The organism is Pseudomonas sp. FSL W5-0203, assembly GCF_001896155.1.
Classification (GTDB): Bacteria; Pseudomonadota; Gammaproteobacteria; order Pseudomonadales; family Pseudomonadaceae; genus Aquipseudomonas; species Aquipseudomonas paracarnis.
In genome coordinates this window covers 60,627-83,209 of the sequence record NZ_MPOR01000010.1, presented here as the reverse complement: position 1 = coordinate 83,209, position 22,583 = coordinate 60,627, and the positions used below count along the sequence as shown (strand labels likewise).

General features: G+C 61.4%; 22 protein-coding genes. 12 read left to right on the top strand and 10 right to left on the bottom strand.

Annotated features, from left to right (window positions below; genetic code table 11):
- The 3 genes from BOP96_RS11675 to BOP96_RS11665 form a co-directional block, all read right to left on the bottom strand.
- Positions 1 to 960 (bottom strand): 2-dehydro-3-deoxygalactonokinase, encoded by a 960-nt coding sequence (locus BOP96_RS11675; protein WP_073452737.1) that lies wholly within the window; start codon positions 958 to 960, stop codon positions 1 to 3.
- A 176-nt stretch (positions 961 to 1,136) separates the two neighbouring features.
- Positions 1,137 to 1,463, bottom strand: coding sequence for a DOPA 4,5-dioxygenase family protein (locus tag BOP96_RS11670; protein WP_014716300.1), 327 nt, complete (start codon positions 1,461 to 1,463; stop codon positions 1,137 to 1,139).
- A 30-nt stretch (positions 1,464 to 1,493) separates the two neighbouring features.
- Positions 1,494 to 2,444 carry a choline sulfate utilization transcriptional regulator gene (locus BOP96_RS11665; RefSeq protein ID WP_060766931.1) on the bottom strand — a complete coding sequence of 317 codons (951 nt, stop codon included), beginning with the start codon at positions 2,442 to 2,444 and terminating at the stop codon, positions 1,494 to 1,496.
- A gap of 103 nt (positions 2,445 to 2,547) precedes the next feature.
- Between BOP96_RS11665 and betC the strand changes: the two genes are divergently transcribed.
- From betC to BOP96_RS11650, 3 genes are all read left to right on the top strand, one after another.
- On the top strand, positions 2,548 to 4,062 hold the full coding sequence (gene betC / locus BOP96_RS11660; RefSeq protein ID WP_014716298.1) for a choline-sulfatase: 1,515 nt from the start codon (positions 2,548 to 2,550) through the stop codon (positions 4,060 to 4,062).
- 18 nt (positions 4,063 to 4,080) lie between these two features.
- Positions 4,081 to 4,995 (top strand): choline ABC transporter substrate-binding protein, encoded by a 915-nt coding sequence (choX, locus tag BOP96_RS11655; protein ID WP_014716297.1) that lies wholly within the window; start codon positions 4,081 to 4,083, stop codon positions 4,993 to 4,995.
- 222 nt (positions 4,996 to 5,217) lie between these two features.
- Complete coding sequence (locus tag BOP96_RS11650) at positions 5,218 to 6,786, top strand: SulP family inorganic anion transporter (RefSeq protein ID WP_073452734.1); 1,569 nt, start codon at positions 5,218 to 5,220, stop codon at positions 6,784 to 6,786.
- A gap of 128 nt (positions 6,787 to 6,914) precedes the next feature.
- On the opposite strand, the gene aroE is transcribed toward BOP96_RS11650, so the two are convergent.
- Positions 6,915 to 7,733, bottom strand: coding sequence for a shikimate dehydrogenase (aroE, locus tag BOP96_RS11645; protein ID WP_073452732.1), 819 nt, complete (start codon positions 7,731 to 7,733; stop codon positions 6,915 to 6,917).
- On the bottom strand, positions 7,733 to 8,665 hold the full coding sequence (gene hemF, locus BOP96_RS11640; RefSeq protein ID WP_014716294.1) for an oxygen-dependent coproporphyrinogen oxidase: 933 nt from the start codon (positions 8,663 to 8,665) through the stop codon (positions 7,733 to 7,735). Before hemF ends, aroE begins: the two co-directional genes overlap by 1 nt.
- A 178-nt stretch (positions 8,666 to 8,843) precedes the next feature.
- On the opposite strand from hemF, the gene BOP96_RS11635 reads away from it, so the two are divergent.
- Positions 8,844 to 9,821 (top strand): quinone oxidoreductase family protein, encoded by a 978-nt coding sequence (locus BOP96_RS11635; protein ID WP_014716293.1) that lies wholly within the window; start codon positions 8,844 to 8,846, stop codon positions 9,819 to 9,821.
- Positions 9,822 to 9,931: 110 nt separating this feature from the next.
- Here BOP96_RS11635 and BOP96_RS11630 read toward each other — a convergent pair whose 3' ends face one another.
- The 3 genes from BOP96_RS11630 to BOP96_RS11620 all read right to left on the bottom strand — a co-directional run bounded on the left by BOP96_RS11630 (position 9,932) and on the right by BOP96_RS11620 (position 12,506).
- Positions 9,932 to 10,489 carry an L-threonylcarbamoyladenylate synthase gene (locus tag BOP96_RS11630; protein ID WP_014716292.1) on the bottom strand — a complete coding sequence of 186 codons (558 nt, stop codon included), beginning with the start codon at positions 10,487 to 10,489 and terminating at the stop codon, positions 9,932 to 9,934.
- Positions 10,490 to 10,562: 73 nt separating this feature from the next.
- Entirely contained in the window at positions 10,563 to 11,666 is a 1,104-nt protein-coding gene (gene dprA / locus BOP96_RS11625) for a DNA-processing protein DprA (protein WP_073452729.1), read from the bottom strand.
- A gap of 63 nt (positions 11,667 to 11,729) precedes the next feature.
- Entirely contained in the window at positions 11,730 to 12,506 is a 777-nt protein-coding gene (locus BOP96_RS11620; RefSeq protein ID WP_014716290.1) for a hypothetical protein, read from the bottom strand.
- 135 nt (positions 12,507 to 12,641) lie between these two features.
- On the opposite strand from BOP96_RS11620, the gene def reads away from it, so the two are divergent.
- The 5 genes from def (at position 12,642) to BOP96_RS11595 (ending at position 17,321) form a co-directional block, all read left to right on the top strand.
- Positions 12,642 to 13,148: a peptide deformylase gene (def, locus tag BOP96_RS11615; RefSeq protein ID WP_003187273.1), complete on the top strand. Its 507-nt coding sequence runs from the start codon at positions 12,642 to 12,644 to the stop codon at positions 13,146 to 13,148.
- Between the two features lie 69 nt (positions 13,149 to 13,217).
- On the top strand, positions 13,218 to 14,171 hold the full coding sequence (gene fmt / locus BOP96_RS11610; RefSeq protein ID WP_014716289.1) for a methionyl-tRNA formyltransferase: 954 nt from the start codon (positions 13,218 to 13,220) through the stop codon (positions 14,169 to 14,171).
- Entirely contained in the window at positions 14,168 to 15,478 is a 1,311-nt protein-coding gene (rsmB, locus tag BOP96_RS11605; protein ID WP_073452727.1) for a 16S rRNA (cytosine(967)-C(5))-methyltransferase RsmB, read from the top strand. The genes fmt and rsmB overlap by 4 nt, the downstream gene beginning before the upstream one ends.
- Positions 15,479 to 15,500: 22 nt before the next feature.
- Entirely contained in the window at positions 15,501 to 16,874 is a 1,374-nt protein-coding gene (trkA, locus tag BOP96_RS11600; RefSeq protein ID WP_014716287.1) for a Trk system potassium transporter TrkA, read from the top strand.
- A gap of 135 nt (positions 16,875 to 17,009) precedes the next feature.
- Positions 17,010 to 17,321 carry a tetratricopeptide repeat protein gene (locus tag BOP96_RS11595; RefSeq protein WP_014716286.1) on the top strand — a complete coding sequence of 104 codons (312 nt, stop codon included), beginning with the start codon at positions 17,010 to 17,012 and terminating at the stop codon, positions 17,319 to 17,321.
- Positions 17,322 to 17,452: 131 nt separating this feature from the next.
- On the opposite strand, the gene BOP96_RS11590 is transcribed toward BOP96_RS11595, so the two are convergent.
- Together BOP96_RS11590 and BOP96_RS11585 are read right to left on the bottom strand one after the other, a co-directional pair.
- Positions 17,453 to 18,340, bottom strand: a complete 888-nt coding sequence (locus tag BOP96_RS11590) for a lysophospholipid acyltransferase (RefSeq protein ID WP_014716285.1) — start codon at positions 18,338 to 18,340, stop codon at positions 17,453 to 17,455.
- Positions 18,341 to 18,380: 40 nt separating this feature from the next.
- Entirely contained in the window at positions 18,381 to 18,938 is a 558-nt protein-coding gene (locus tag BOP96_RS11585; RefSeq protein ID WP_014716284.1) for a DNA-3-methyladenine glycosylase I, read from the bottom strand.
- Positions 18,939 to 19,019: 81 nt separating this feature from the next.
- On the opposite strand from BOP96_RS11585, the gene glyQ reads away from it, so the two are divergent.
- The 3 genes from glyQ to gmhB are packed head-to-tail and all read left to right on the top strand — an operon-like array spanning position 19,020 to position 22,563.
- A complete protein-coding gene (gene glyQ, locus BOP96_RS11580; RefSeq protein ID WP_003187265.1) occupies positions 19,020 to 19,973 on the top strand; it encodes a glycine--tRNA ligase subunit alpha in 954 nt (317 codons plus the stop codon).
- Entirely contained in the window at positions 19,970 to 22,024 is a 2,055-nt protein-coding gene (glyS, locus tag BOP96_RS11575; RefSeq protein ID WP_014716283.1) for a glycine--tRNA ligase subunit beta, read from the top strand. Before glyQ ends, glyS begins: the two co-directional genes overlap by 4 nt.
- Complete coding sequence (gmhB, locus tag BOP96_RS11570; RefSeq protein ID WP_173877514.1) at positions 22,024 to 22,563, top strand: D-glycero-beta-D-manno-heptose 1,7-bisphosphate 7-phosphatase; 540 nt, start codon at positions 22,024 to 22,026, stop codon at positions 22,561 to 22,563. The genes glyS and gmhB overlap by 1 nt, the downstream gene beginning before the upstream one ends.
- Positions 22,564 to 22,583 lie beyond the last annotated feature (20 nt).

The following is a 22,583-nucleotide window of genomic DNA, read 5'->3' as shown; positions in this document are numbered from 1 at the left end:
TCAGGCCTCCAGTACAGGTCGAATGAGCCCGGCGGCTTGCGCCAGTTGCCACAGGCCACGCTCAGTGGCTTCTTGCGCCAGGCTGACGTGGGCAAATCCGCAAAGGGCGAGGGCGCGTTGATAGCGGGCGCAAAGTGCAGCAGCGCCGACCAGGATGATCGGCTGATGTTTGGCCGAATCTGGCAAGCCGGCGAGCTCATGGCCGATGAGCAGGCCAGACAGGTAATCGGGTTGCTGGTCGGACGCCAGCTGCGCGGTCAGCCCAAGGGTACGGGCACTGAACAGGGTCGAAAGCACGCCACGCTGACCATCGTTGGACAGCGCCACGCGCACGCCGCGATCAAACGCCTCGGCCTGGAACTGCTCGCTCGCCTGTTGGGTACGCCCCAGGATGCTGTGCTTGCTCAACACCGCAAACACTTCGCCAGTCATGAAGGTATCGAAATGGGTAATGCGGCCTTCCACCACCTCGACCCATTTGGAATGGCTGCCGGGCAGGCCGATCAACACCTGGGGCCCTAGCCCTTGCAGTACGCCGAGCACTTGGGTTTCTTCGCCACGCATGACATTAGGCAGACCCACTTGCTCGATCACCCCCGGCACGATATGCACCTGCACCCCGCGCAGGCTGCGTATGCCATGCAACGCCTGGCCGAGACTGGCGACATCCACGGGCGTGCTGCGATAGGCCGCCTCGCTCCAACCCTGTGCGCTGCCGACCATACCGCAAGCGATCACCGGCAGCTCAGGCTGGGCATCAAGCCAATCGCCACAGGCGCTATCGAACGCCAGTTCAAAGCCGTCAGTGCACAGCACACCGGCTATTTCCCGGGGCTCTGTGGGCAAATGCATGATGCCCCAGGCTTGCGAGCGCTGTTCCAGCACAACCCCCGCGGGGCCGAGTTTGTAAGCACGAAGGGAGCTGGTCCCCCAATCGAGCGCGATCAATTGCGCCTGCATCGCTTCACCTGAAATGAGTGGGTGCTGATAAAAGCAGATGGGCGAATATAAACCTAGGGCGCGGAATATCTCAATATATAAATATCAATCCCATATAATGAGACAAGACAAGATAAATCCTACAACTCATCCTGTTTTTACTTAGGGAAAGACGCGGGATTATCGGGTAGGAAAGGCTAAAAAATAGACAGGTCCAGTTCGCGCATCGCCCCCATCCAGATGGCGTAATCGGTGTGGTCCTTGAGGTCGTCACCGGTTTCAGGGTGCAGGAACACCACCAGACCATTGCGATGCAGCGCCAGCCACGGCAACACCACGCCGATATATTCCGGCTCGAACGCCAACTGGCAACTCCAATCCGGGTGCGGGCCCACGGGCCGCTCGTGCACGCGGCCCATGCGCAGCGGGAACAACTTGGCGGCGTCTTCACAGAGCGTGCGCGCCTGCTCGATCGTGCTGGCATCGAAGTAGATATGGGCGTGGTAGCCCTTGATACGTTGCATGGCAGACTCCGGTTCCACTGTGCGCCGATCCTAGACCGCAATCGACGGCAGGGCCAGCCCGGTCAACGACTGCGCACTGCTGGCCTGTTCCGCCACCAGCCACTCGACAAATCGGTCCACCAACTGCCCACGGCGTTTGCGCTGGGGCTGCACCACGTAATAGCCCAAGCGCGACGTCACCGTGTGGCTGATCGGCCGGCACAGCCAATTCTGCTCCAGCAGGTTATCCACCAGGTGGCGCCAGCCGATGGCGACGCCCTGGCCGGCAATCGCGGCCTGGATCAGCAAGGTGTAGTTGTCAAAGCGCAATTGCCCAGGGGTCGGCGCAGCCGTGATACCCAATTCACGGAACACGCTATTCCAGTCGAACCACTGGCTGTTGTTTTCCTGGCGCAGGTGCAGCAACGGGCAGTCTTGCAAGGTCTGCACCGTCAGGGGCGCGACCTGCTCCTTGAGCCACTGCGGGCTGCACACCGGGAACACTTCCTCATTGAACAACCACAGGCTTTCGCCCTGCTTGAAACGGCCATCGCCAAACAGCACCGCCACATCAATATCGCTGCGCAGCGTGGCGTGGTTGCGCTCACTGGTGACCAGGCTGACATCCACCTGCGGGTTGGCCTGGTGAAAGCGATGCAGGCGTGGCATCAGCCAATAGGCGGCGAAGGCAAAGTCGGTGGCGACTTGCAGCACTTCATGCTGGCTTTGTTGAGTGATGGCGCCGAGGCCCTGATTGATGTTCTGCAGGCCGCCTTGCACATGCTCGAACAGCCGGGCGCCAGCGTCGGTCAGTTCAATGCCGCGGTAAATGCGATCAAACAGGCGGATCGCCAGTTGCTCTTCAAGGCGTTTGATTTGCTGGCTGACCGCCGGTTGGGTGGTACCCAGCTCCATCGCGGCCGCGGTGAAACTGCGATGACGCGCCGCCGCCTCAAAGGCGCGCAGCAAATCGAGAGAGAGGTCACCCAGCGCTTCATACATAAGCTCAACTTATCCTAGTCATTGCTGCGCATGGGCTTTACCCCATAATTTAAGGACCGCATGCTCATTGGCATAAACACTGCCTATGGAATGCCGAGAAACCATGAAGCGCAAGAACATTCTTTTCATCATGGCCGATCAGATGGCCGCGCCGATGCTGCCGTTCTACGGGCCTTCCCCGATCAAGCTGCCCAACCTCAGCCGCCTGGCGGCACAAGGCGTGGTGTTCGACGCCGCCTATTGCAACAGCCCGTTGTGCGCACCGTCGCGCTTCACCTTGGTCAGCGGCCAGTTGCCGAGCAAGATCGGCGCCTACGACAACGCCGCCGATTTCCCCGCCGACGTGCCGACCTATGCCCACTACTTGCGCCGCCTCGGCTACCGCACCGCGCTGTCGGGCAAGATGCACTTCTGTGGCCCCGACCAGTTGCACGGCTATGAGGAGCGCCTGACCAGCGACATCTACCCCGCCGACTACGGCTGGGCGGTGAACTGGGATGAGCCAGACGTACGCCCTACCTGGTATCACAACATGTCCTCGGTGCTGCAAGCCGGTCCGTGTGTACGCACCAACCAGCTGGATTTCGACGAAGAGGTGGTGTTCAAGGCCCAGCAATATCTGTTCGACCACATCCGCGAGCCGGGCGACCAGCCGTTCTGCCTGACCGTGTCGATGACTCATCCCCACGACCCTTACACCATTCCCAAGCCGTTCTGGGACCTCTACGCCGACACCGAGATCCCAATGCCCGCGACGCCGCCCCAGGCCGATCTCGACCCGCATTCCCAGCGGCTGCTCAAGGTTTATGACTTGTGGGACAAACCGCTGCCTGTGGATAAGATCCGCGACGCCCGCCGCGCCTACTTCGGTGCCTGCAGCTACATCGACAGCAACGTCGGCAAGCTGCTGCAGACCCTGGAAGACACCGGCCTGGCCGACGACACCCTGATCATTTTCTCTGGCGACCACGGCGACATGCTTGGCGAGCGCGGCCTCTGGTACAAAATGCACTGGTTTGAAATGGCCGCCCGCGTGCCGCTGCTGATCAGTGCACCGGGGCAGTTCGCCGCTGGCCGCGTCGCCCAGGCCGTGTCGACCGCCGACTTGTTGCCGACCCTGGTGGAATTGGCCGGCGGCGAACTGGATCCGCACTTGCCGCTGGACGGCCGCTCGCTGGTCGCGCACTTGCAGGGGCAGGGCGGACATGACGAAGTGTTTGGCGAATACATGGCCGAAGGCACCGTCAGCCCATTGATGATGATTCGCCGGGGCGCCTACAAATTCATCTACAGCGAGGACGATCCTTGCCTATTGTTCGATGTGCATAACGACCCGAGCGAGCAGGAAAACCTCAGCCAGTCAGCTGAACATCGGCCATTGTTCGAGGCGTTCTTGCGTGAAGCGCGGGCTAAATGGGACATCCCGGCGATCCATCAACAGGTGCTCGCCAGCCAACGCCGTCGCCGCCTGGTGTTTGAAGCGCTGACCCAAGGCAAGCTCAAGAGCTGGGATCACCAGCCACTGGTAGACGCCAGTCAGCAGTACATGCGCAACCATATCGACCTTGATGACCTGGAGCGCAAAGCACGTTTTCCACAACCCTGCCAAAACCAATAAGTAGACAGAGGGAAGGCCATGCAAAAGTTGACCGTGGTACTGAGTTTGGTGGTGCTCAGCAGCGCCCAGGTGTACGCAGACACTCGCTGCGAAACGGTAAAGATGGCCGATCCAGGCTGGAGCGATATTGCCGCCACCAACGCTATCACCAGTTTCCTGCTGACGGGCATGGGCTATCAACCCAAGGTCGACACCCTGGCGGTGCCGATTACCTTCGGCGGGCTCAAGGACGGCCAGGTGGATGTCTTCCTCGGCAACTGGATGCCGGCGCAGCAGGGCTTCTACGACAAGTTCGTGGCCAACGGCGATGTGGTGCAACTGGCGAAGAACCTGGAGGGCACCGAGTTCACCCTCGCCGTGCCGGACTATGTGTGGGACGCCGGGGTGCATGACTTTGCCGACCTGAACACATTTGCCGACAAGTTCGACAAGAAGATCTACGGCATCGGCTCCGGCGCACCAGCCAATATCTCGTTGCAGGAGATCATCAAGAAAAATGATTTCGACCTGGGGCAGTGGAAGCTGATCGAGTCCAGCGAACAGGCGATGCTCGCAGAGGTCTCGCGAGCGGTGAAGAAACAGCGTTTCATCACCTTTCTCGGCTGGACCCCGCACCCGATGAACGTGCAACTGAAAATGCGCTACCTCAAGGGCGGCGAGCAGTACTTTGGTGCCACCGGCAGCGTCTATACCTTGACTCGCAAGGGTTACGCACAAGCGTGCCCCAATGTCGGCAAACTGCTGACCAACCTGAGTTTTACCCAGGCCATGGAGAACAGCATCATGGCTGACGTGGCGAACAACAAGGTCAGCAATGCGCAGGCGGCGAAGACGTGGATCAAGGCCAACCCGGCGGTCCTGGACCAGTGGCTGGAGGGGGTGAAAACCCTGGACGGCCAGGAGGCGTTGCCGGCGGTAAAAGCCAAACTCTGACGTTAAAATCGGACGCAGAGCGTCCCGAGCAGCATTCCCACGCAGAGCGTGGGAACGATCAACTCTGACGCTTGCCGGCGACCCCGTGGGAGCTGGCTTGCCTGCGATAGCATCACCCCGGTATGCCTCTCACACCGAGGCGCCAGCATCGCAGGCAAGCCAGCTCCCACAGGTACCCATGCATATTGATACTCTTGCCAAAACCCTTTATCCGAGCCTGCGATGCCCCGGCCCAACCGCCATACACTCTTGCCTTTCCTGCGCTGGCTGCCGCGCCAAACCCGCGCCAGCGTCGGCCGGGACGCGATCGTCGGCCTCAGCGGCGCTGTGCTTGCGCTGCCGCAGTCGATTGCCTACGCACTGATCGCCGGTCTCCCACCCGAATATGGGCTCTACGCAGCCATCATCCCAGTATTGATCGCCTGCCTGTGGGGCTCGTCCTGGCACCTGATCTGCGGGCCCACGGCCGCCATCTCCATCGTGCTTTACGCCAGCATCAGCCCACTGGCCGTGCCAGGCTCCCAGGACTACATCACCCTCATCCTGTTGCTGACCTTCCTCGCCGGGGTATTCCAATGGTTGCTCGGCCTGCTGCGCTTCGGCGCGTTGGTGAACTTTGTCTCCCATTCGGTGGTGCTGGGTTTCACCCTGGGTGCCGCCGTAGTGATCGCCTTGGGGCAACTGCCAAACCTACTCGGCTTGGATTTACCGAGCCAGGCCACGGCTATCAATGGCCTGCTGGCGCTGATCGACCATCGTGGCGAGTGGGACCACGCGTCCCTGGCCCTGGGGCTGGGTACATTGCTGGCAGGTATGCTGCTCAAGTACCTGGTGCCACGTTGGCCGACATTGTTGATCGCCTTGGTGTTGGGCAGCCTGGCGGCATGGCTGTTGCCGGCGATGTTCGGGCATGTGGCACGGGTCAGTTCGTTTATTGGCATACTGCCGCCGTTCAGCCCGTTGCCGATGGATCTGGATCTGGTACTACGCCTGCTGCCCAGTGCCGTGGCGGTGGGAATGCTGGGGTTGGTGACCAGCCTGTCGATTGCCCGTTCGCTGTCCGCCCGCTCGCAACAACTGATCGACGCCAACCAGGAAGTACGCGCCCAGGGTTTATCCAACATCGTGGGCGGATTTTTTTCCGGCTACCTGTCAGCCGGATCGTTCACCCGCTCGGGCCTCAGTTATGAGGCGGGTGCCTGCTCGCCATTGGCGGGGGTTTTTTCGGCCCTGTGGGTGGCGTTATTCGCGTTATTTGGCGCAGCGTTGATTGCGCATATTCCGATCCCGAGCATGGCGGCGAGCATCCTGCTGATCTGCTGGGGCCTGGTGGACCACCGCGGCATCCGTGCGCTGTTCCGGGTCAGCCGCGCCGAATTTGTGGTGATGAGCCTGACCTGTGTCGCCACCTTGTTGCTGGAGCTGCAAACGGCGATCTATGCCGGGGTGCTGGCGTCGCTGTTTTTCTACCTCAAACGCACCTCGCAGCCACGGGTGCAACACTGGCGCGACGGTGAAGCGGATGTGTTGCGGGTGGGCGGCTCGATCTTTTTTGGCGCCAGCCATTACCTGCAAGTGCGCCTGCAACGTCTGCAGGGTGAGCGGGTGGTGATCGAGGCGCAGCAGATCAACTTTATCGACTATTCCGGGGTGGAGATGCTGCACCAGGAGGCGCGGCGGTTGGCGGGGTTGGGCCGTAGCTTGACGTTGCGTGGGGCCAGGCCGCAGGTGGTCGAGGAATTGATGAAGCTGGAGGGGCCGGATAACTGCCCCCTCCATTTCGAAGATTAAACCCGATCAACTGTGGGAGCTGGCTTGCCTGCGATAGCGGTGGATCAGCCAGCACATGGGTAACTGACCTATTGCTATCGCAGGCAAGCCAGCTCCCACATTAAGTGTGCCCACATCAGCGTGTGGAATCAGGCCAATTGCCGGCGCAGTTCGGCCAGTACGGGGCCCGAATCCGGACGCACGCCGCGCCACAGCAAGAAGGCTTCCGCCGCTTGCTCCACCAGCATGCCCAGGCCATCCATCGCCACCGCCGCGCCTTGCTCGCTCGCCCAGCGGCAGAATGCGGTGGGTTCCTTGGCGTACATCATGTCGTAGCAGAAGGTCTTGCCCGGCTCGATCAGGCTGCCGGCAATCGGCGGTACATCGCCTGACAGGCTGGCCGACGTGGCATTGATGATCACATCCACCGGCTCACGCAACCAGTCGAAACCACTGGCAGACACCGGGCCCAGGTCATCGAACAGCTCAGCCAGCCGCTCGGCCTTTTCCACGGTGCGGTTGGCGATGATCAACGACGAGGGTTGCTGCGCCAGCAACGGCTCCAGCGCACCGCGTACCGCGCCACCGGCGCCCAACAACAGGATGCGTTTGCCTTGCAGGCACAGCCCGGCATTGACCGTCAAGTCGCGCACCAGGCCCGCGCCGTCGGTGTTGTCGCCCAACAACGTGCCGTCAGCCAGCTTGCTCAAGGTGTTCACGGCGCCGGCGCGCTGGGCACGTTCGGTCAGGGTATTGGCCAAGCGATAGGCCTCTTCCTTGAACGGCACCGTCACGTTGGCGCCACGGCCCTGTTGGAAAAACTCACGGGCACAGGCGGTGAAGTCCTCCAACGGCGCGAGCATCGTGCTGTAGTCCAGTTGCTCGCCGGTCTGGGCGGCGAACAGACGATGAATCAGCGGCGACTTGCTATGGCCGATGGGGTTGCCGAACACCACATAACGGTCCATCACACCGCCGCCTTGGGCGCGGCAACGCCGAGCCAGTCACGGTCTTGCAGGAAGTAGTCGGTGAGGCGCGCCTCTTCGCTGCCGGCTTCGGCCTTCCAGTCGTAGCTCCAGCGTACCTGAGGTGGCAGCGACATCAGGATCGACTCCGTACGCCCGCCCGATTGCAGGCCGAACAGGGTGCCACGGTCATAGACCAGGTTGAACTCAACGTAGCGGCCCCGGCGGAACTCCTGGAACTGGCGTTGTTGCTCGGTGTACGCCATGGCCTTGCGACGCTGCACAATCGGCAGATAGGCATCGATGTAGGCATCGCCGATGGCGCGGATGAAGGCGAAGCAGGTGTCAAAGCCCCACTCGTTCAAGTCATCGAAGAACAGCCCACCGATGCCACGGGGCTCGTTGCGGTGCTTGATGTGGAAGTAGGTGTCACACCAGGCCTTGTAGCGGGAGTACACGTCCGGGCCAAACGGTGCACAGGCCTGCTCGGCCACGCGGTGCCAGTGAATGCAGTCTTCTTCATTGCCGTAATACGGGGTGAGATCGAAGCCACCACCGAACCACCACACCGGTTCTTCGCCTTCTTTTTCAGCGATGAAAAACCGCACATTGGCGTGGGAAGTCGGTACATGAGGGTTATGCGGATGGATCACCAGTGACACACCCAGGGCCTCAAACCCACGGCCCGCCAGTTCAGGGCGATGGGCACTGGCAGACGGTGGCAGACCGCTGCCGAACACGTGGGAAAAGTTGACACCGCCTTTTTCGATCACCGAACCGTTTTCCATCACACGGGTACGACCGCCACCGCCGGCTGGCCGGGTCCAGGCGTCTTCGATAAAGCGAGTGTCCGTCTCGAAGGTTTCCAGGGCGCTGCAAATGCGGTCTTGCAGGTCAAGCAGGTAGGCTTTAACGGCCTCGGTGCGGGTAGTCATGGCATCACCTTGAATCGGGCAAAGCTACGCGAGGCCCATGGGGCGTCGGCGGCAAATGGGCGCACAGGATACCACTGCGCCTACATGCCACTGCACTTAGGTGCACAGCAGTTGACGAGGATCAAGCTTAGGAGTCCGATAGGGGGCTACGCAGATTCGAACCCAAGGAGAAGTGCAGATGGCCAAACGTATCCAGTTCAGCGCCCATGGCGGCCCCGAAGTACTTGAATATGTGGACTACACGCCAGCGGAGCCTGGCCCACAGCAGGTTCGGGTGCGCAACGAAGCTATCGGCCTGAACTTCATCGACACCTATTTCCGCAGTGGTCTCTACGCGCCGCCCGCCCTGCCATCGGGCCTGGGTGCGGAAGGCGCTGGCGTGGTGGACGCGGTGGGCAGTGAAGTCAGCCAATTCAAAGTTGGCGACCGCGTGGCCTACGGCAGCGGTCCGCTGGGTGCCTACAGCGAGCTGCATGTGTTGCCTGCCGCCAACCTGGTGCACCTACCGGATGAGATCAGCTTTGAACAGGCCGCCGGTGCCATGCTCAAAGGCCTGACCGTGCAATACCTGTTGCGCCAGACCTATGAGCTCAAAGGCGGTGAAACCATTTTGTTCCACGCCGCCGCCGGTGGCGTGGGTTCCCTCGCCTGCCAATGGGCCAAGGCCCTGGGCGTGAAGTTGATTGGTACGGTCAGCTCCCCGGAAAAAGCCGCTTTGGCCAAATCGCTGGGCGCCTGGGAAACCATCGACTACAGCAAGGAGGATGTCGCACAACGCGTACTGGAATTGACTGACGGCAAGAAGTGCCCGGTGGTATATGACGGCGTCGGCAAAGACACCTGGCTGACCTCGCTCGACAGCGTGTCACCGCGGGGCTTGTTGGTGAGCTTCGGCAATGCGTCGGGTGCGGTGGATGGGGTGAACCTGGGGATTCTGTCGGCGAAAGGATCGCTGTACGTGACCCGGCCTACTTTGGCGACCTACGCGAACAACCCGGCGAACTTGCAGGCGATGGCGGACGATCTGTTTTCGATGATCAAAAGTGGCAAGGTGCGCATTGATATCAACCAGCGCTACTCGCTGGCAGAGGCGGCCAAAGCACAGACGGAGTTGTCGGGGCGGCGCACGACTGGATCGACCATCCTGCTGCCTTAAGATCGTACCCACGCTCTGCGTGGGAATGCATACCGTGACGCTCTGCGTCACAAGCGGGCCCAGAGCGTCCAATGCGGCGTTCCCACACAGAGCGTGGGAACGAGCTGCACCTACGAGGGGCGCACCACATCCCCCGTCACCAGGTCCCGAATCAGGCTCGGGTTCTTGCGCCCACCCAAGGCGCCGCCCAACACCAGGTCCACTTGCCCGCGAAAATACTGCTCCACGCGAATCCGAGTGCGGGCTGCCGGGCGGCCCTGTGGGTTGGCCGAGGTGGAAATCAACGGGCCGACCTCGGCGCACAAATCTCTCACCAACGGATGATCACTGACCCGCAGCGCTACGGTGTCGTGCACACCCGTGACCCATTCGGGCAGCAAGTCTTGATGGGGCACCAGCCAGGTATTCGGCCCTGGCCAGGTGCTGGCCATGCGTTCGATCCATGTGTCCGGGAAATCTTCAAACAGAAAGTCGAACTGACGAATATTGTCCGCCACCAGGATCAGGCCTTTGTCGACCGAGCGGTTCTTGATCGCCAGCAGCCGATCCACTGCTTCTTCGTTCCACGGGTCGCAGCCCAGGCCCCAGACCGCTTCGGTCGGATAGGCGATCACCGCGCCTGCGCGAATTTCCCGTGCGGCTTCCAGCACACGCCACCTGTTGACCATTGTTTACTCTCCGGACTAAAGCTCTGGGCAGTTTACCGATCTTCGTTACAAAACCTAGCGCCAAAAACGTCCACTACAAAAGCCGACACCGCGCCAGCCAGCGCCCGCTTTCGCAAATCACCTGGCCCTCCAACTCCAGCTCCGTCAGGGTGGCCAGCACTTGGGACAACGGCCGGCCGCTGGCAATCGCCAAGGCTTCGCTGCTATGCGGTGCCGCGTGCAGCAGCGCCACCAGCGGATGGGTCACGGGCACCGGCGCAGCAGGGGGCAACCGCTGCCAACCGCGCAGGCCTTCAAGAATGTGCTCGATGGTTTCCACCAGCACCGCGCCATCACGGATCAGTTGATGACAGCCCTTGGCGGCGGGGTGGTGGATGGAACCCGGAATCGCGTACACCTCACGCCCTTGCTCCGCCGCCAGGCGTGCGGTGATCAGCGAGCCGCTGGACATACTGGCCTCCACCACCAGCACGCCTAACGACAACCCGCTGATAATCCGGTTGCGCCGTGGGAAATTACCGGCCTGGGGCGCGGTATCCAGCGGAAACTCGGAAACCACGGCGCTGCCTTGGGCGATCATCGCCGCAGCAAGCTTGCGATGGCGCTGTGGATAAAAATTTTCCAGGCCAGTGCCAAGCACGCCGATGGTATGGCCGCCCACGTCCAATGCCGCCTGGTGCGCTGCGCCGTCAATGCCCACCGCCAGCCCACTGGTGATGACAAAACCGGCGCTCGCCAGGCTGCGGGAAAAGGCCGCTGCCGTGTCCATGCCTGGGCGAGAGGCACGCCGGCTTCCGACCATGGCCAACTGTGGTTTTTCCAGAATACCGGGGTCGCCCGCCACGAATAACAACGGCGGCGCATCGTCGATCTGCGCGAGCAACGCCGGGTACTCTGGTTGGTCCCACATCAGCAAATGCTGGGCCGGGCGCGCCAGCCAGGCCAACGCCTCACTGGCACCGTCACGGACTTTGGGGCTACGTCGGGCCTCGGCACTGATGGCGGGCAAACCGAGGGAACGCCAGGCGCTGGCGGGAGCACTCAGAGCCTTGGAAGCGCAACCAAAGGCTTCGATCAACACGTGAAAACGCTTGGGCCCCAGTTCTGGCAGCCTGTGCAAGCGTAGCCGGGCTTCCAGCTCTGCCGGGGAAATATCGCTACTGTTTATCGGATTCATATGATCATCCTTGACCGGAACAAGCTGTGGATAACTCTGTTGGTAACTTATTTAGCAGGCTATTTATTGCGCTTGTTGAGCCGTCTCGAAACGGTCTTGCACGGCCAACGACCTTGAAGCACTGAGCACCAGGGCATAGCTGAGCTTTTCGTAGGTGCGAAACACCAGCAGGGTGCCCGCTCGCTCATCCGGGAGCGGCGTGGGCGTACCGGTGAGGGCGTCTCGCACGGTGGCGCCAGCCTTGATCACCGTGAGCAGTTGGCCTTCCATCAGGCCATCGCGGCGGCCCTTGTTCAGGGTCACAGCATCGAGCACGCCAATCTGCGTGACGCCCTTGGGGATGTCGATGATGTGCCCTGTAATCAAGGGTGCGGGTTTGCAGGGTTCCAGGCTGGCCAAAGCAACGGGAGGCTCGGCGCGCAACAAACGGTCACCCGGGCGAATTTCCTGGGTCACCCGTTGCACTGCCAAGGTGGTGAGGCTGTCGGCAAGCACAAAGCGTGCAGTGCCGATGTCGTCGGCATTGATGCCGAGTAATTCCTGGGTAACGGGGTCGGTGTAGGCCTTGCCCCGCCGAAAGATCCCGTAGCTGGGCTGGGCCGGGTCCAGATGCCCGCGCGCATGCACACGCTCGTCGTTGGCACCCAGCACGCGCCCGCCTTGAGCCGCAATAATATAAGGCGCGTTGTCCAGGTCGTGGGGGGAGTCAAAAATACGGTTGTGCAGTAAAAAATGCTGAATGGCCTGTTGCGCGGCCTGATCCAGACGCTCAGTGGGTTGCACAATCAATGCCGTGGCGAACGGGGCCCACAGCAGCAAGACGAGTAGCGATTTCCTCATGGGGTGAATCTCCTTTATTATGTGCGTTCGCGTGAAATGCCATAGCCTTCGCGGCTTCCGAGCGTTTCACACCGGCCGTATGGGTCCATCCCACCGCCGATTTGTCTCTTCCTCACATGTGCAGCAATTACGCTTATGGCTATTTTGAACATCCTCGAATTTCCCGACTCGCGCCTGCGCACGATCGCCAAGCCGGTGGCCGTAGTGGACGACAAGGTTCGTCAGTTGGTCGATGACATGTTTGAAACAATGTATGAAGCCCCGGGCATCGGCCTCGCCGCTACCCAGGTCAACGTGCACCTGCGTGTCGTGGTCATGGACCTGTCGGAAGATCGCAGCGAACCTCGGGTGTACATCAACCCTGAGTTCGAACCGCTGACCGAAGAGATGGGCGAATACCAGGAAGGCTGCCTGTCGGTGCCGGAGTTCTACGAGAACGTTGAACGCCCGCTGCGCGTGAAGATCAAGGCGCTGGACCGTGACGGCAAGCCGTTTGAGCTGATTGCCGAAGGTCTGTTGGCGGTGTGCATCCAGCATGAATGCGACCACCTCAACGGCAAACTGTTTGTCGATTACCTGTCCACGCTCAAGCGGGACAGGATCAAGAAAAAGCTGGAAAAAAAGCATCGCCAGCAAGCTTGATGCCCTTCTTCCAAAGGCTTGCTGCGGCAAGCCTTTTTCTTTTGTGACTGTTTTTTACCGAGAACTCCCATGACCGAGCCATTGCGCATTGTTTTTGCCGGCACTCCTGAATTTGCCGCCGAACACCTCAAGGCGCTGCTTGCCAGCCCTTATGACATCGTCGCGGTGTACACCCAGCCGGATCGCCCGGCCGGTCGCGGGCAAAAACTGATGCCGAGCCCAGTCAAGCAATTAGCACTGGAGCACAACATTCCGGTGCTGCAACCGCCGACCCTGCGTAACGCCGACGCCCAGGCCGAACTGGCCGCGCTGAAGCCGGACCTGCTGGTGGTGGTGGCTTACGGTTTGATCCTGCCTCAGGCTGTGCTGGATATACCGCGCCTGGGTTGCATCAACAGTCATGCTTCACTGCTGCCCCGCTGGCGCGGTGCGGCGCCGATTCAACGTGCCGTTGAAGCAGGCGACAGCGAGAGCGGCGTGACCGTGATGCGCATGGAAGCCGGCCTGGATACCGGGCCGATGCTGCTCAAAGTCACCACACCGATCACCGCCCAAGACACCGGCGGCAGCCTGCACGACCGCCTCGCTGAATTGGGGCCGCCCGCCGTGATCCAGGCCATCGCTGGCCTGGCTGCCGGCACACTGGAAGGCGAGGTACAGGACGACAGCCTGGCCACCTACGCGCACAAATTGAACAAAGACGAAGCACGCATCGACTGGAGCCGCCCAGCCGTGGAGCTTGAGCGCCTGGTACGTGCCTTCAACCCGTGGCCGATCTGCCACAGCACCCTGAACGGCGAGGCTTTGAAAGTGTTGGCCGCGACCCTGGCCGATGGTGCAGGCGCTCCCGGCGAGATCATCGGCGCCAGCAAAGACGGCCTGTTGGTGGCTTGCGGTGAACAGGCGCTGTGCCTGACGCGTCTGCAATTGCCCGGCGGCAAGGCGCTGAACTTCAGTGATTTGTTCAACAGTCGTCGTGAGAAATTCGCCCTGGGCACCACGCTTGGAGTGGTCACTCAATGAACCCACGTCTGGCCGCCGCCAAGGCTCTCGCCGCCGTGCTCAACGGCAAGGCTTCGCTGAACAGTTCATTGCCCACGCAGTTGGATAAGGTTGAAGACCGCGACCGGGGGTTTACGCAGGACCTGGCCTTTGGCACCGCCCGTTGGCAGCCACGGTTGTCTGCGTTGGCCGCCAAGCTGCTGCAAAAACCGTTCAAAACGGCGGACGCGGATGTCGAGGCGCTGTTGCTGGTGGGTCTCTACCAGTTGCTCTACACCCGCGTGCCCGCCCACGCCGCCATTGGTGAAACCGTCGGTTGCGCCGACAAGCTGAAAAAGCCCTGGGCCAAGGCCCTGCTCAATGCCGTGCTGCGTCGCGCCCAGCGTGAAAGCGAAGCGCTGTTGGCCGAGCTTGAACATGATCCGGTGGTGCGCACCGCCCACCCGCGCTGGCTGCAAAAATCCCTGAAAGCCTTTTGGCCCGAGCAATGGGAGGCTATCTGCGCGGCCAACAACGCGCACCCGCCGATGATCCTGCGGGTCAACCGTCGCCACCACAGCCGGGATGCATACCTGCAATTACTCGCCGACGCGGCCATTAACGCCACCCCGTGCGTGTACAGCACGGACGGTATCGTGCTGGAAGCCGCCGCCGATGTGCGCAGCCTGCCGGGCTTTGCCGAAGGCTGGATCAGCGTGCAGGACGAGGCCGCGCAATTGGCTGCCGATCTGCTCGATTTGGCCCCCGGCCAGCGCGTACTCGACGCCTGCTGCGCGCCAGGCGGTAAGACGTGTCACATCCTTGAGGTTGAAAAAGACCTGGCCGGTGTGGTGGCTGTGGACCTTGAGGCCAAGCGCCTGGTGCGCGTGCGGGAAAACCTTGCACGCCTGGGCCTCAGCGCCGACCTGATCGCCGCCGACGGCCGCGACACCGCGACGTGGTGGGACGGCAAGCCATTCCAGCGCATCCTGCTGGACGCTCCTTGCTCCGCCACCGGTGTGATCCGTCGGCACCCGGACATCAAGCTGACCCGCCAGCCCGACGACATCGCCGCGCTGGCGGTGTTGCAAGGCGAACTGCTCGACGCGCTGTGGCCAACCCTGGAAGTGGGCGGCATCCTGCTTTACGCCACCTGCTCCACGCTGCCCACCGAAAATACCGAGGTCATCCAAGCCTTCCTCGCCCGCACCAGCGGCGCGCGCGAACTGGACCTCGCCACCAGCGCCGGCATCAAGCAGCCCCACGGCCGCCAACTGCTCGCGCAGGAAGGCGGGCACGATGGTTTCTACTACGCCAAACTGATCAAGATTGCCGCCGCGCGCGGCTGAATGGTTTTAAGGGAGTGACCGGATGAAAATCATCATCCTTGGAGCAGGGCAGGTGGGTGGCACGCTGGCCGAACATTTGGCCGGTGAAGCCAACGACATCACCGTGGTCGACACCGATGCCGAGCGCTTGCGCAACCTGGGCGACCGCCTGGACATTCGTACGGTGCAAGGCCGCGCGTCGTTTCCGACGGTGCTGCGCCAGGCCGGTGCCGACGATGCCGACATGCTGGTGGCTGTGACCAACAGCGACGAGACCAACATGGTCGCCTGCCAGGTCGCCCACACCCTGTTCCACACCCCGACCAAGATCGCTCGGGTGCGCGAAGCGGCTTACCTGACCCGCGCCGGGCTGTTCGACAACGACGCCATCCCGGTAGACGTCCTGATCAGCCCGGAACAGGTGGTGACCCACTACATCAAGCGCCTGATCGAAATTCCAGGTGCGCTACAGGTTATCGACTTCGCTGAAGGCAAAGCGCAACTGGTAGCCGTGAAGGCCTATTACGGCGGGCCGCTGGTTGGCCAGCAATTGCGCCAGCTGCGTGAGCACATGCCGAATGTGGAAACCCGCGTCGCCGCGATTTTCCGCCGTGACCGGCCGATCCTGCCCCAGGGCGATACGGTGATCGAGGCTGACGACGAAGTGTTTTTCATCGCCGCCAAGGCGAACATTCGTGCGGTCATGAGCGAAATGCGCAGGCTCGACGAAAGCTACAAACGCATCGTCATCGCCGGCGGCGGGCAGATTGGCGAGCGTTTGGCAGAAGCCATCGAAAGCCGCTACCAGGTGAAGATCATCGAGATGAGCCCGACGCGGTGCCGGCATTTGTCCGACACCCTCGACAGCACTGTTGTACTGCAAGGCAGCGCCTCGGACCGTGATCTCCTGATGGAAGAGAACATCGCCGACGCGGATATCTTCCTGGCCCTGACCAACGATGACGAAGCCAATATCATGTCGTCCTTGCTCGCCAAGCGGCTGGGGGCGAAGAAGGTGATGACCATCATCAACAACCCGGCCTATGTGGACCTGATCCAGGGCGGCGATATCGACATTGCCATCAGCCCGCAGTTGGCGACCATCGGTACCTTGCTCGCCCACGTACGGCGTGGCGACATTGTCAGCGTGCACTCGTTGCGCCGTGGCGCAGCGGAAGCCATCGAGGCGATTGCCCACGGTGACTCCAAGTCCAGCAAAGTGATTGGCAAGGCGATCCGCGATATCGGCCTGCCGCCCGGTACCACCATTGGTGCGATCATTCGCGATGAAGAAGTGATCATTGCCCACGACGACACGGTGATCGCCACCGGAGACCACGTGATTTTGTTCCTTGTGGACAAGAAACATATCCGCGATGTGGAGAAGCTGTTCCACGTGGGGCTGAGTTTTTTCTGATTAAAAAATTGAGTGAGCCTGCCGCCGCCATCGCGGGCAAGCCCGCTCCCACATGTGATCGCGTTCCAAGTGTGGGAGCGGGCTTGCCCGCGATGACGATATCGAAACCGCTATATAGCTAAAGGACGCACAGTCATGCTCGAATCCCTGGAAAAAATGCTCGCCAAGGGTGTGGATAATTCGCTGCTGCGCTTTGGCCTGGGCAAGGGTTATCTGGACCTGAAGGACAACGCAACGGCGGCCGAGCATTTGCAGCGATGCGTCGAGTTCGATCCGAAGTATTCAGCGGCGTGGAAGTTGTTGGGCAAGGCGCGGCTGGGATTGGAAGATCGCGCGGCAGCACACCTGGCATGGGAGAAGGGCATCGAAGCCGCCCAGGCCCATGGCGACAAACAGGCCGAAAAAGAAATGACGGTGTTCCTGAAGAAACTTGATCGCCAAACCTGACGTGATCACCTGTGGGAGCTGGCTTGCCTGCGATGCAGACACCTCGGTATATCAGGCACTCCGAGGTGATGCTATCGCAGGCAAGCCAGCTCCCACATTTGATCTCCATTGGGCTGGAGGTCAGCGGTGTATCAATACCACCGCGCCTCACCCGGCGGGCGTTTCTTGAAGCGCTTCATGCTCCACATGTACTGGCTTGGGTAAGCGCCTACATAGCGCTCAACTACCTTGCTCATCGCCGCACAGGACGTCGCGGTGTCGGTGCTGTACATGTCCTCCGGCGCCGCTTCCAGGATCACCTTGTAGCCCGAGCCGTCCGGCAGCCGCAGGGCATGCAGGAACACACCCACCGCCTTGTGGCCCGCGAGCATGTTCGGCACGAACTTGCTGGTAAGCGCCTGGGTGGCAAAAAACGGTACGAAGATCCCGGCGGACTCAGCCGGCTCCGGGTCGGCAGGAATGCCCACCTGGCCGCCTTTGCGCACTTCCTTGATCACGCTGAGAATGCCTTCCTTGGTGGAAGCCGCCACGCGGTTGCCCAGCTGCACGCGTTGTTTGCGCAGCAGTTCGTCCACCGCCTTGAGCTTGGGCGGGCGATAGAAAATGATCGGTTTGCACTGGCTGCAATAGAAGTGGTTCAACACTTCCCAGTTGCCCAGGTGGCTGGTGATGCCCACCACGCCTTTGCCAGAAGCCAGGGCCTCGTGCAGCACTTCCAAGCCCTCGACTTCGCGGACCAGGTCGATGGAGCGCTGCGCCGGCCAGATCCACGCGCAGGCGCTTTCGGTGAGGGACTTGCCGATGTCCATCAGGCTGCGGCCCACCAGGCGCTCGCGTTCTGCAGGGTCCATGTCCGGGAAGCATTTGGAGAGGTTGATCCGCACGGTATCGCGGGAACGGTTGGGGGTTTTCCACATGATCCAGCCGATCCCCGTGCCGACGGCTTGTACGGCGCGCCAGGGCAGCAGGGCAAACAACCGAAGAGCGCCTACCAGCAAGGCGCCTTTAAACTTTTCCACAGGTCACTCCTGATCGTGTGTGGTGCGCAAAGCCGGCATTCTAACCGGCGTTGACCAAGTCCGCGTAACGGTCGCAGTCCTGGGTGTGGTCCATGACCATGCCCGAGGCCTGCATGAAGGCGTAGCAGATGGTCGGCCCGACGAAGGTGAAGCCGGCCTTTTTCAAGGCTTTGCTCATGGCTTGGGCTTCGGGCGTGATCGCCGGGACGTCGCTGCGATCCTTGAAGTGATTGACCTTGGGTTTGCCGCCGACAAACGACCACAGCAACCCCACGGGATCTTCCAGCGCCAGCCAGGCCGCGGCGTTGCGCCGGGTAGCGTTGAGCTTCAAGCGATTGCGCACGATGCCCGGGTCCTGCATCAGCACCTCGATTTCGTCATCGCTCAATTGCGCCAGACGCTGCGCGTCAAAGCCGAACAACACCTTTCGATAATGCTCGCGTTTGCGTAAAACGGTGATCCAGGACAGGCCTGCCTGGAACCCTTCGAGCAAAAGCAACTCGAACAAACCCTGCGCATCGCGCAGCGGCGTTCCCCACTCTTGATCGTGATAAGCCATGTACAGCGGATCTTCAGAACACCAAAAGCAGCGTGGCATAAGGCTCCAGGGAGTGGTGGCGGGGCCGAATCGGGTATACTCCCGCTCTTTAAATCGCAGCCCAAGTAACAGGTGAATTTCGTGAGCCAGCCTACGCCAGCCGTGCGTACCTTCCAAGACTTGATCCTCGCCCTCCAGCAATACTGGGCCGAGCAAGGTTGTGTGGTACTTCAGCCCTACGATATGGAAGTAGGCGCCGGCACTTTCCACACCGCTACATTCCTGCGGGCCATCGGCCCGGAAACCTGGAACGCCGCTTATGTGCAGCCCAGTCGCCGCCCGACTGACGGCCGCTACGGCGAAAACCCGAACCGTCTGCAGCACTACTACCAGTTCCAGGTGGTATTGAAGCCCAACCCGGACAACTTCCAGGAGCTGTACCTGGGCTCGCTGAAACATGTCGGCCTGGACCCACTGGTGCACGACATTCGTTTCGTCGAAGACAACTGGGAATCGCCAACCCTGGGCGCCTGGGGCCTGGGCTGGGAAGTCTGGCTCAATGGCATGGAAGTGACACAGTTCACTTACTTCCAGCAAGCCGGCGGCATCGAGTGCTACCCGGTCACCGGCGAAATCACCTACGGCCTTGAGCGCCTGGCCATGTACCTGCAAGGCGTGGACTCGGTCTACGACCTGGTATGGGCTGACGGCCCGTTCGGCAAGGTGACTTACGGCGATGTGTTCCACCAGAACGAGGTGGAGCAGTCCACCTACAACTTCGAACACGCCAACGTCGACAAACTGTTCGAACTGTTCGACTTCTATGAAAGCGAAGCCAAGCGTCTGATCGAACTCGACCAGCCGCTGCCGTTGCCAAGCTATGAAATGGTGTTGAAGGCCTCCCATACCTTCAACCTGCTGGACGCCCGCCGTGCCATTTCGGTTACTGCGCGCCAGCAATACATCCTGCGTGTGCGCACCCTGGCGCGTTCCGTCGCCCAAGCCTACCTGCTGGCTCGCGCCAAGCTGGGCTTCCCGATGGCAACCCCGGATTTGCGTGATGAAGTGTTGGCTAAGCTGGAGGCTGCACAATGAGTGCTCAAGATTTCCTGGTTGAACTGGGCACCGAAGAGCTGCCACCCAAGGCCCTCAATACCCTGGCCGATGCATTCCTGGCCGGTATCGAAAAAGGCCTGCAGACCGCTGGCCTGAAGTTTCAAGCCAAGAAGGTCTACGCCGCGCCGCGCCGCCTGGCTGTGCTGCTGACCGCGCTGGAAACCCAGCAGCCGGATCGCAGCATCAACCTGGACGGCCCACCGCGCCAGGCGGCTTTCGACGCCGAAGGCAACCCGACCCAGGCGGCCCTTGGCTTTGCCAAGAAGTGTGGCGTGGAGCTGAGCGAGATCGACCAGAGCGGCCCGAAACTGCGTTTCAGCCAGGTCATCACCGGCAAGCCAACCGCCAGCCTGTTGCCGACCATCGTTGAAGATTCCCTGAACGACCTGCCTATCCCCAAGCGCATGCGCTGGGGTGCGCGCAAGGAAGAGTTCGTGCGCCCAACCCAATGGCTGGTGATGCTGCTCGGTGACCAGGTCATCGATTGCACCATCCTCGCCCAGAAGGCCGGTCGTGACTCCCGTGGTCACCGCTTCCATCATCCAGAAAGTGTGCGCATCACTTCGCCGGCCAACTACCTCAACGACCTGCGCGCTGCTTACGTGCTGGCCGACGCCAATGAGCGTCGCGAGCTGATCAGCAAGCGCACCGAAGAGCTGGCCCGTCTGCAGGAAGGCACCGCCATCGTGCCGCCAAGCCTGCTCGACGAAGTGACCGCCCTGGTGGAATGGCCGGTGCCGCTGGTGTGCTCGTTCGAAGAGCGTTTCCTCGACGTGCCGCAAGAAGCCTTGATCACCACCATGCAGGACAACCAGAAGTACTTCTGCCTGCTGGACGTGGACGGTAAGTTGTTGCCGCGTTTTATCACCGTGGCCAACATCGAAAGCAAAGACCCACAGCAGATCATCGCCGGTAACGAAAAAGTCGTGCGCCCGCGCCTGACCGACGCCGAGTTCTTCTTCAAGCAAGACAAGAAGCAGAAGCTGGAAGACTTCAACCTGCGCCTGCAAAACGTGGTGTTCCAGGAAAAACTCGGCAGCGTCTACGACAAGGCCGTGCGTGTTTCCAAGCTGGCGGCCTACATTGCCCCACGTATCGGCGGCGACGCAGCCTGGGCAGCGCGTGCTGGCTTGCTGTCCAAGTGCGACCTGGCCACCGAGATGGTCGGCGAGTTCCCAGAGATGCAAGGCGTGGCCGGTTACTACTACGCCCTCAACGACGGCGAGCCGGATGATGTCGCCCTGGCCCTGAACGAGCAGTACATGCCGCGCGGTGCCGGTGCAGAACTGCCGAGCACCCTGACCGGTGCGGCCGTGGCCATTGCCGACAAGCTGGACACCCTCGTGGGTATCTTCGGTATCGGCATGCTGCCCACCGGCAGCAAAGACCCGTATGCCCTGCGCCGTGCGGCCTTGGGCGTGCTGCGTATCCTGATCGACAAAAAGCTGGACCTCGACCTGACCCAGGCCGTGGTATTTGCCGTCGGCCAGTTCGGCACCAAGGTCAAGCAAGCCGGCCTGGCCGAGCAAGTGCTGGAGTTTGTGTTCGATCGCCTGCGTGCGCGTTATGAAGACGAAGGCGTGGACGTTTCCGTCTACCTGTCGGTACGTGCCCTGCAACCGGGCTCGGCACTGGACTTCGACCAGCGTGTACAAGCCGTGCAAGCGTTCCGCAAGCTGCCGGAAGCCGATGCCCTGGCCGCCGTGAACAAGCGCGTGTCGAACCTGTTGAGCAAGGCCGACAACCTCGGCACTGCCGAAGTCGACCCGGGCCTGTTTGCCGATGCCAAGGAGTTCTCGCTGAACTCAGCCATCGCCAAGGCCGAGAACGCCGTGAAGCCGCTGATCGCCGAGCGTAACTACGCTGAAGCGTTGGCGCGCCTGGCGTCCTTGCGTGAGCCGGTGGATGCGTTCTTCGAAGCGGTGATGATCAATGCCGATGATGCTGGCGTGCGCAAAAACCGCTACGCCATGCTGGCGCGCCTGCGTGGCTTGTTCATCAATATCGCCGACATCTCCGTACTGGGCTGATCATGTTGAAACTGCTGATTCTCGATCGGGACGGGGTGATCAACTACGACTCCGACGCTTACATCAAGTCGGTGGAGGAGTGGATCCCGCTGCCCGGTTCGATCGAGGCCATCGCGCAGTTGAGCAAAGCCGGCTGGACGGTGGCCATCGCCACCAACCAGTCCGGCATCGCCCGCGGTTACTACGACATCGCGACCCTGGAGGCCATGCACGCGCGTTTGCGCGCGTTAGTGGCCGAGCAGGGCGGCGAGGTGGGGCTGGTGGTCTACTGCCCCCACGGGCCGGACGAAGGCTGCGATTGCCGCAAGCCCAAGCCTGGCATGTTGAAAATTATTGCAGAACATTACAAGGTGCCCTTGGCTGGGATATGGTTCGTCGGGGACAGCCTCGGTGACCTGGAGGCGGCCAAAGCCGTCGACTCTCAGCCAGTTTTGGTTAAAACCGGAAAAGGCGAAAAGACCCAGGCTAAAAACCTGCCGGTAGGCACCTTGATTTTTGACGATCTGGCGGCCGTTGCCGCAGAACTTATCAACAACTAGCCGCCCTCGACTTCCTGACC